6 protein-coding genes are annotated in these 7,914 nt (G+C 73.6%); 4 read left to right on the top strand and 2 right to left on the bottom strand.

From position 1 onward, the window contains the following. Nucleotides 1–11 precede the first annotated feature (11 nt). From ABT297_RS06395 to sigB, 3 genes are all read left to right on the top strand, one after another. Complete coding sequence (locus ABT297_RS06395) at nt 12–1,508, top strand: DUF7782 domain-containing protein (protein ID WP_350545368.1); 1,497 nt, start codon at nt 12–14, stop codon at nt 1,506–1,508. Continuing rightward, nucleotides 1,508–1,930: a D-aminoacyl-tRNA deacylase gene (dtd, locus tag ABT297_RS06400; protein WP_350545371.1), complete on the top strand. Its 423-nt coding sequence runs from the start codon at nt 1,508–1,510 to the stop codon at nt 1,928–1,930. The genes ABT297_RS06395 and dtd overlap by 1 nt, the downstream gene beginning before the upstream one ends. 116 nt (nt 1,931–2,046) lie before the next feature. Next, the gene (gene sigB / locus ABT297_RS06405; RefSeq protein ID WP_350545374.1) at nt 2,047–3,054 is read left to right on the top strand and encodes an RNA polymerase sigma factor SigB; all 1,008 of its coding nucleotides are present in this window, start codon (nt 2,047–2,049) and stop codon (nt 3,052–3,054) included. A 387-nt stretch (nt 3,055–3,441) separates the two neighbouring features. Here the strand turns inward: sigB and ABT297_RS06410 are convergent, their stop codons facing one another. Continuing rightward, nucleotides 3,442–6,054 (bottom strand): bifunctional acetate--CoA ligase family protein/GNAT family N-acetyltransferase, encoded by a 2,613-nt coding sequence (locus ABT297_RS06410; RefSeq protein WP_350545376.1) that lies wholly within the window; start codon nt 6,052–6,054, stop codon nt 3,442–3,444. A gap of 39 nt (nt 6,055–6,093) precedes the next feature. On the opposite strand from ABT297_RS06410, the gene ABT297_RS06415 reads away from it, so the two are divergent. Then, nucleotides 6,094–6,360 (top strand): DivIVA domain-containing protein, encoded by a 267-nt coding sequence (locus tag ABT297_RS06415; protein WP_350545379.1) that lies wholly within the window; start codon nt 6,094–6,096, stop codon nt 6,358–6,360. A gap of 84 nt (nt 6,361–6,444) precedes the next feature. Here ABT297_RS06415 and ABT297_RS06420 read toward each other — a convergent pair whose 3' ends face one another. After that, nucleotides 6,445–7,620, bottom strand: a complete 1,176-nt coding sequence (locus tag ABT297_RS06420) for an acetoin utilization protein AcuC (RefSeq protein ID WP_350545382.1) — start codon at nt 7,618–7,620, stop codon at nt 6,445–6,447. Between the last annotated feature and the right edge of the window lie 294 nt (nt 7,621–7,914).

Genomic DNA, 7,914 nt, shown 5'->3' on the forward strand with positions numbered 1-7,914 from the left:
AGGATGTCGGTGTGGACGCACTGCTGGACGGCACCGCACTGGCACGGCTTCGCGAGGCGCTCGCCTCGGCGGGGTACACCTCGGAAGGCATCAAGGCCCACCTCGGCGAGGAGGCCGCGGCGGCGTGCGCGCGCAACGACTTCCGCGCCGCGCTGCGCATCACCGAGGCGCGGGGCGACCGGCTCGCCACGCTGATCCGGCTGTTCATCTGCGGGCAGACCGAGCCGCCGGACCGGGTCGCGGCCGCGCTCGCGCCGCTGCCGCTGGATTCCGCGGGGCCGCTGCTGGAGCCCGACGGCGACGGCCTGCGCGCGGCGCTGGAGCTCGAGCCGTACGGCGACTGGTGGGTCGTCGCCGACCTCTCCGCCGGCATGCGCCCCGGCCGTCCCCTGCCCGGCGACCACGTGCTCGGCATCGGCGGCGCCTCCACCACCCTCGCGGCCGCGGCCCTGCGCCGCCCGGTCGGCACCGCGCTGGACCTCGGCACCGGCTGCGGGGTGCAGGCCCTGCACCTGTCCACACACGCGCGGCGGGTCACCGCCACCGACGTGCTGCCCCGGGCGCTGCGGTTCGCGGCCACCACCGCCGCCCTCAACGGCCTGGACTGGGAGCTGCTGGAGGGCGACCTGACCCGGCCGGTCGAGGGCCGCCGCTTCGACCTGGTCGTGAGCAACCCGCCGTTCGTCGCCGGGCCCGGGACGACCGCGCACACGTACCGCGACTCCGGCCGCCCCGGCGACGCCGTCTGCGCGGAGCTCGTCGCCACCGCGCCGGGCCTGCTCGCCGCGGGCGGGCACATGCAGTTCCTGGCCAACTGGCTGCACGTGACCGGCCAGGACTGGCGGGAGCGGGTCAACGACTGGCTCGCCGGCACCGGCCTGGACGCCTGGGTCATCCAGCGCGAGGTCTCCGATCCCCTCGCGTACGTCAACCTGTGGCTCGCCGATGCCTCCGAGGACCCGGCACTCCAGCCGGCCCTCGCCGCGGCCTGGCTGGACTGGTTCGACGCCCAGCGGGTGGAGGCGGTCGGCTTCGGCCTGATCACGCTGCGCGCGGCCGGCCACGACGACCCGACCGTGCGCATCGAGGACCTCCGCCAGGGCGTCGAGGGCCCCCTGGGGCCGCTCATCGGCGACTGGTTCGACCGGCAGGACTTCCTGCGCCACCGCGACCTGCTGCGCGCCCGGCTGGTCGCCGCGCCCGGCCTGCGGCTGCGGCAGGAGGCCGGGCTGGGCTCGGAGGGCTGGGAGGTGGAGCGGCAGCTGCTCGCCCTGCCGGACGGCCTGCGGTGGGTCGAGGAGGTGGACCCGGTAGCCCTGGCGCTCATCGGCGCGTGCGACGGGTCGGTGACCCTGGGGGATCAGGTGGACGTGCTGGCGGCGGCCCATGAGGTACCGCCGGAGGTCCTCGCCGACGTCGCGGTGCCCCTGGTGGCCCATCTCGTCGAGCGCGGCATCCTGCTCCCGGCCGAGTCCACCCAGTCCACCGAGTCCACCCAGCCCGCCTGATGCGCGCCCTGGTCCAGACGGTCAGCCGGGCCAGCGTGACCGTCGACGGCGCGGTGGTCGGCGCGATCGGGGACGGGCTGCTGGTGCTCGTCGGCGTGACCCATTCGGACACTCCCGAAATTTCCGGAACGCTCGCCCGAAAGGTGCACGAGTTGCGCATCCTCGACGACGAGCAATCCGCGGCCGACACCGGGGCGCCACTGCTCGTTGTCTCGCAGTTCACCCTCTACGGCGACGCGCGCAAGGGGCGCCGGCCCACCTGGAGCGCCGCGGCCCGGCCCGAGGCCGCCGAGCCGCTGATCGAGGAGTTCTGCAGGGCGCTCCGCGACCGGGGCGCAACCGTCGAAACCGGACGATTTCGCACCCACATGCTCGTCGAAAGCGTGAACGTCGGACCGCGCACCGTGCTGCTGGAGGTCTGAGACTCACGGTTTCGTGCCACTGCTGCGCCGCCTCACCGCCACTTCACGCCCATTCAGCGAAGCTACTTCTCGCAGGAATGATCGCGCCACTTGTCAAACCAGGGGAGGCGAGCGTAGTGGCCCAGCCGCTGAGTGACACCACGGAGTTCAACGCCGTTGACGTTGAGGCCGACGAACAGCACGAGCAGGAGCACGGCGCGCTCGACAACACGGGCGTCTCAGCGGATCTGGTTCGCGCATACCTCAACACGATCGGCCGCACCAAGCTGCTGACGGCCGAGCAGGAGGTCGACCTCTCGAAGAAGATCGAGGCCGGCCTGTTCGCCGAGGAGAAGCTCTCCACCGGCATGGTGCACCCGGCGTGGATGGACACCTACGAGATCGTGGTCCGCGAGGGGCGCGCCGCCAAAGCCCACCTGCTGGAGGCCAACCTCCGGCTGGTCGTGAGCATCGCCAAGCGGTACACCGGCCGCGGCATGGCCTTCCTGGACCTCATCCAGGAGGGCAACCTCGGCCTCATCCGCGCCGTGGAGAAGTTCGACTACGCCAAGGGCTACAAGTTCTCCACCTATGCCACGTGGTGGATCCGCCAGGCCATCACCCGCGCCATGGCCGACCAGGCCCGCACCATCCGCATCCCGGTGCACATGGTCGAGCAGGTCAACCGCATGGTCCGGGTCCGCCGCGACCTGTCCGCGACGCTGGGCCGCGAGCCCGTCGTCGCCGAGGTGGCCGCCGCGCTGGGCGTCGAGGAGTATCAGGTCATAGAGCTGATCTCGTACGATCGCGAGCCGGTCAGCCTCGACCAGGCCGTCGGCGAGGACGGCGAGAGCGCGCTGGGCGACTTCGTGGCCCGCATCGACCCGCGCGAGGAGCCGGCCGACAGCGTCTCGCAGGGCATGCTGCGCTCCGACGTGGAGATCGTCCTGTCCACCCTCTCGCAGCGCGAGCAGGCGGTCATCCGCCTCCGCTTCGGCCTCGACGACGGCCGGCAGCGCACGCTGGACGAGGTGGGCCGCGAGTTCGGCCTGTCGCGCGAGCGCATCCGCCAGATCGAGAAGGTGACCCTGCTGAAGCTGCGCCACCCGTCGCGGGCGAAGCGCCTCGAGGCGTACGCCTCCTGACCGTTACCAAGCGGAAGGCCGCCCTCGGGGGCGGCCTTCCGCTGTTGGCATGGTGTGGGCGACGAACGGCACAAGGGCCGCTGTACGCCTACGACGGACCGTTCACCTGCCCGCCGTTTCGTGGCGCTATTCGATCCTCGTCGTCCGGCCGAACCCGTTCACGACCGTGATCCCGGACCGACCCGAGCCGCTCGATCTCGATGAGCGTGGCCAACTCCCGCAGCTCCTCCTCACGAGCTTCCCGCACCTCACGTTCGCGACGACGACCATCAAAGTCGGCGTACACGCGGCTCGCTTCTGTCTCCGCCTGCGCGGCGGAGACACGACCCGCACTACTCAGCACATCGCGTTCGTTGAAGGTGAGGAACGCATCGGTCCGCGAGCGGGTCAGAGGCGGCGGGGGCCGCTGTCGGGGCGGGGCTGGTGCGGGGCGAAGCCGGCGCTCGCGTGCAGGACGGCCAGGCCCGTCGGGCGGGCCAGGACCGGGTTCAGGCTCAGCGACGACAGGGACGGCTGCTCGTCGACCAGGCGCCCGATGCGCACCAGCAGGTTGGCCAGGGCGTCCAGGTCGACGGGGGCGGCGCCGCGGTAGCCGGTCAGCAGCGGGGCGGCGCGCGGGGCACGGACCAGGGCGGCGGCGTCGCGGTCGGTGAGCGGGACCGGGCGCCAGGCGCGGTCGCCCAGCAGGTCGGCGGCCTCGCCGCCGAGGCCGAAGCCGACGACGGGGCCGAAGGAGGGGTCGTCGACGACCTCGACCACGCACGCCACCCCGGGGGCGACCATCGGCTGGACGACGACCTCGACGCCCAGGCCGAAGAGGCGCTCGAGCTCCAGATACGCCTCCGCGACGGCGGCGGGCGAGGTGAGATTGAGGCGTACCGCGCCCAGGTCGATGCGGTGCCGCCAGGGCTTGGTGGCGACCTTGAGGGCGACCGGGTACCCGACCTCGGCGGCCACGTCGGCGACCCGGTCTCCGGCGGCCCAGCGGGACGGTACGACGGGGATCCCGTACGCGGCCAGGAGCTCGTCGGCCTGGCCACGGTCACCGGCGCCGGACAGGGCGGCCAGGCGGGCCGCGATCTCGGTGCCGCGGACGGTGTCCACGCCGGGGAGGGCGGGCACGGCGCCGACCGGCTCGCGGCGCCACGCGGCGTAGCGGGCGACTCGGCCCAGGGCGCGGACCGCCTCCTCGATGGCGGGGTACATCGCCAGCGCCGCCGGGTCGTCGTCGCCGTAGGCGGGTGCGACCGCGAACGACGGGTCGGCCGGCATCACCACGGCTAGGGGGCGCGGGGCGGCGGCGGTGGAGACGCGCAGCAGCTCCGCGACGCCGAGCGTGTCGCCCTCGGCGAGGGCCGGCGCGTATGCGGCCACGACGGCGTCCACGCGCTCGTCGTCGAGGGCGGCGTGCACGGCCCGGACGAAGTCGACGTCGGACACGGTGGGGCCGAGGTCGCGCGGGTACCCCTCGGCAACCCGCAGCCCGGCGGCCGGCGCCTTGGCCACGGTGAGCACGCCGAGGGCGGCGGCGTTGGTGACGACGGCGACGCGGTCCCCGGTCGGCAGCGGGTGGCCGGCGATGAGCAGGCCCACGTCGAAGAGCTCGGCGACGGTGTCCACGCGGATCACGCCCGAGCTGGCGAACAGCGCGGCGACGCCGCGGGCGTCGGGGCCGACGGTCACCGCGTCCAGGGCCGGCGGGCGGACGGGGCTGGCGACCGCGGCGACCGGCTTGCGGCGGGCCAGCTCGCGGGCGATCCGGGCGAACTTGCGCGGGTTGCCGAAGGTCTCCAGGTACAGCAGCACGGCGTCGGTGTGCGGGTCCTCCCGCCAGTACTGCAGCGCGTCGTTGCCGGACACGTCGGCGCGGTTGCCGGCGGAGATGAACGTGGACAGGCCCAGGCCCCGGCGGTCGGCCTCGGCGAGCAGGGCGGTGCCCAGCGCCGCGGACTGGCTGAAGAACCCGACCCGGCCGGCGCGGGGCAGCAGCGGCGCCAGCGTGGCGTTGAGCCGCACGCCCGGGTCCGTGTTGGCGATGCCGAGGCAGTTCGGGCCGACCAGGCGCATGCCGTGGTCCCGCACCGCGCGCAGCAGCGCGGCCTGGGCCTCGGCGCCGGCCGGGCCGGACTCGGCGAAGCCGGCCGAGACGACGACGAGGCCGTGCACGCCCGCCGCGGCGCAGTCGGCGACGACCGCGGGCACCGCGTCGGCGGGGACGGCGACGACGGCGAGGTCGATTCCCGCGGTACCGCTGAGGGACCGCACGGCGGGAAGACCACCGACCACCTCGGCGGACGGGTGGACCGGGACCAGACTGCCGGCGAAGCCGGCGCCCTTGAGGTGCGACAGCAGCGCCGCGCCGATGCCGGAGCCGCCCGCCCGGGCCCCGTAGACGGCGACGCCGGCCGGGTTGAGCAGCCGCGCGATTGAACGGGCCTCGGCGCGCTGCTCGCGGGACCGCTGCACGCGCATCGAGTCGGGGGTGGCCGCGATCGGGAACCACAGGTGCACGACCCCGTCGGCGAACTCGCGCTCGATGTGGAAGCCGGCCGCCATGAACACGCGCAGCATCGCCCGGTTCACGGGCAGCACGTCGGCCTCGAACTCGGTGATGCCCTCATCGCCTGCGGCGGCGACCAGGTGCTCGATGAGCACCGACCCGATGCCCCGGCCCTGGTGCGCGTCCTCCACCACGAAGGCGACCTCGGCCTGGTGGGAGCCGGCGCCGAGGCGGTCGTAGCGGCCGACCGCGATCAGCTCGCCGGCGTGCTCGACCACGAACGCCTCGCGGTCGTGGTGGTCGACGTTGACGAACCGGTCCAGGTCGCGCTGCGGAATCCGGGGATAGGCCGAGAAGTACCGCAGATATCTGGTCCGCTCGGAGAAGCGGGAGTGCAGCGCGACGATCCGATCCGCGTCGCCCGGGCGGATCGGTCGCAAGTGGACGGTGGTCCCGTCGGAGAGCAGCACGTCCGCCGCTCGGTCCGAAACGTCGTTCACCTGCCTAGTTTCCCACCGTTTTGGGTTACGGTGTCTCGCATGATGCTGACCCCGGCGGATGTGCAGGCCCTGCGGTTCGCCAAGGCGCCGTTCGGCAAGCGCGGTTACGACGAGGACGAGGTCGACCAGTTCGTCGACGTGGTCGCGCAGACGCTGGTCGCGCTGCAGGACGAGATCACGGCGCTGCGCGGGGTCGCCGGCGAGGTCTCGTACGGCACGTCGAAGGCGGCCGATACCGAGATGCTCGCCGAGCTGGACCGGATCAAGCAGCGCCTGGCCCGTCTCGAAGCGGCGGTCCAGCGCTGACGCCTGGCCACCTGGCCGGGCTGAACCTCGCCCCACGCGGGTTGGCCGGGCCGCGCACCGCGTCGCCGGCGACCGCGCGGGGGATCAGTCGCGCGGGTCGTGCGGGTCCAGCCCGAAGAACGGGAACACGGCTTTCCTGGTCGCCATGACGGCGCGGTCCACGGCGTCCGGGGACTCGCCCGGCACCCACGGCGTCCACGTCGCGTCGCCGCCGTCGGTCATCGCGGTCGGCAGCGGGTGTTCCGGGCGCCGGGCCGTGGCCAGGTCCTGCCACTCCCCCGGGATCGGCAGCCCCGGGTCGAGCGGCTCCCCGGTGAGCACCGCCAGCAGGTGCGTCCAGGCCCGCGGCACGCACTCGACCAGCGCGTATCCGCCGCCGCCGCTCGCCACCCACTTCCCGCCCGCGACCTCGGCGGCGAGGTCGCGCAGGGCCAGGTACGCGGCGCGCTGGCCGTCGACGGTGAGCCGGAGGTTGGCGAGCGGGTCGTGGCGGTACGTGTCGGCTCCGCACTGCGTGAAGAGCAGCTGCGGGCGGAAGGCGCGCAGGACCCCTGGTACCACGGCGTGGAACGCGCGCAGCCAGCCCGCGTCGTCGGTGCCGGGCGGGAGGGCCAGGTTGACCGCGGAGCCCGGCGCGCCCGGGCCGCCGGTCTCGTCCGGGTACCCGGTGCCGGGAAACAGCGTGCGCGGCGACTCGTGCAGGCTGATCGTGAGCACGCGGGGGTCGTCGTAGAACGCGTCCTGGACGCCGTCGCCATGGTGCACGTCGATGTCGACATACGCGACCCGCTCGGCGCCGAGCTCGAGGACGCGCTTGATCGCCACGGCCGGGTCGTTGTACACGCAGAAGCCGGACGCCCGGTCGTGCATCGCGTGGTGCAGGCCGCCCGAGATGCTCACCCCGCGGTCGGCCTGCCCCAGCCACACCGCCTCGGCCGCCCGCCGGGTCGCGCCGGCGATCAGGGCACCGGCCTCGTGCATGCCCTCGAACGTCGGGTTGTCCGCGGTACCGAGGCCCATCATGCTGATCCGCCGGCCCGTCGAGGCCGCCTTGACCACGGCGATGTAGTCGGGGTCGTGGACGGTGGCGAGCATCTCGTCGGTCGCCGGCTCGGCCCGCTCCAGCACGACGCCGGGCCGGTCCAGCACGCCGAGCCGTCGGGCGAGCGCCATGGTCAGCTCCACGCGCACGGGGTCGAGGGGATGATCGCCCATGTCGTACCGCAGGAGCCGCTCGTCCCACACCACCAATGTGCTCATGCCGACACCTACGCTTCGCTCCGTACCGCTCATGCCGACACCTCCGCTTCGCTCCGGCGGCGGCACGAGCTACACCTGTGCTCCCGATTCGCGGCCACTACGCTTCGCTTCGTACCGCTCATGCCGACACCTCCGCTTCGCTCCGGCGGCGGCACGAGCTACACCTGTGCTCCCGATTCGCGGCCACTACGCTTCGCTCCGTACCGCTCATGCCGACACCTCCGCTTCGCTCCGGCGGCGGCACGAGCTACACCTGTGCTCCCGATTCGCGGCCACTACGCTTCGCTCCGTACC

The sequence above is a fragment of the Dactylosporangium sp. NPDC000555 genome, from assembly GCF_040300025.1.
Lineage (GTDB): Bacteria > Actinomycetota > Actinomycetes > Mycobacteriales > Micromonosporaceae > Dactylosporangium.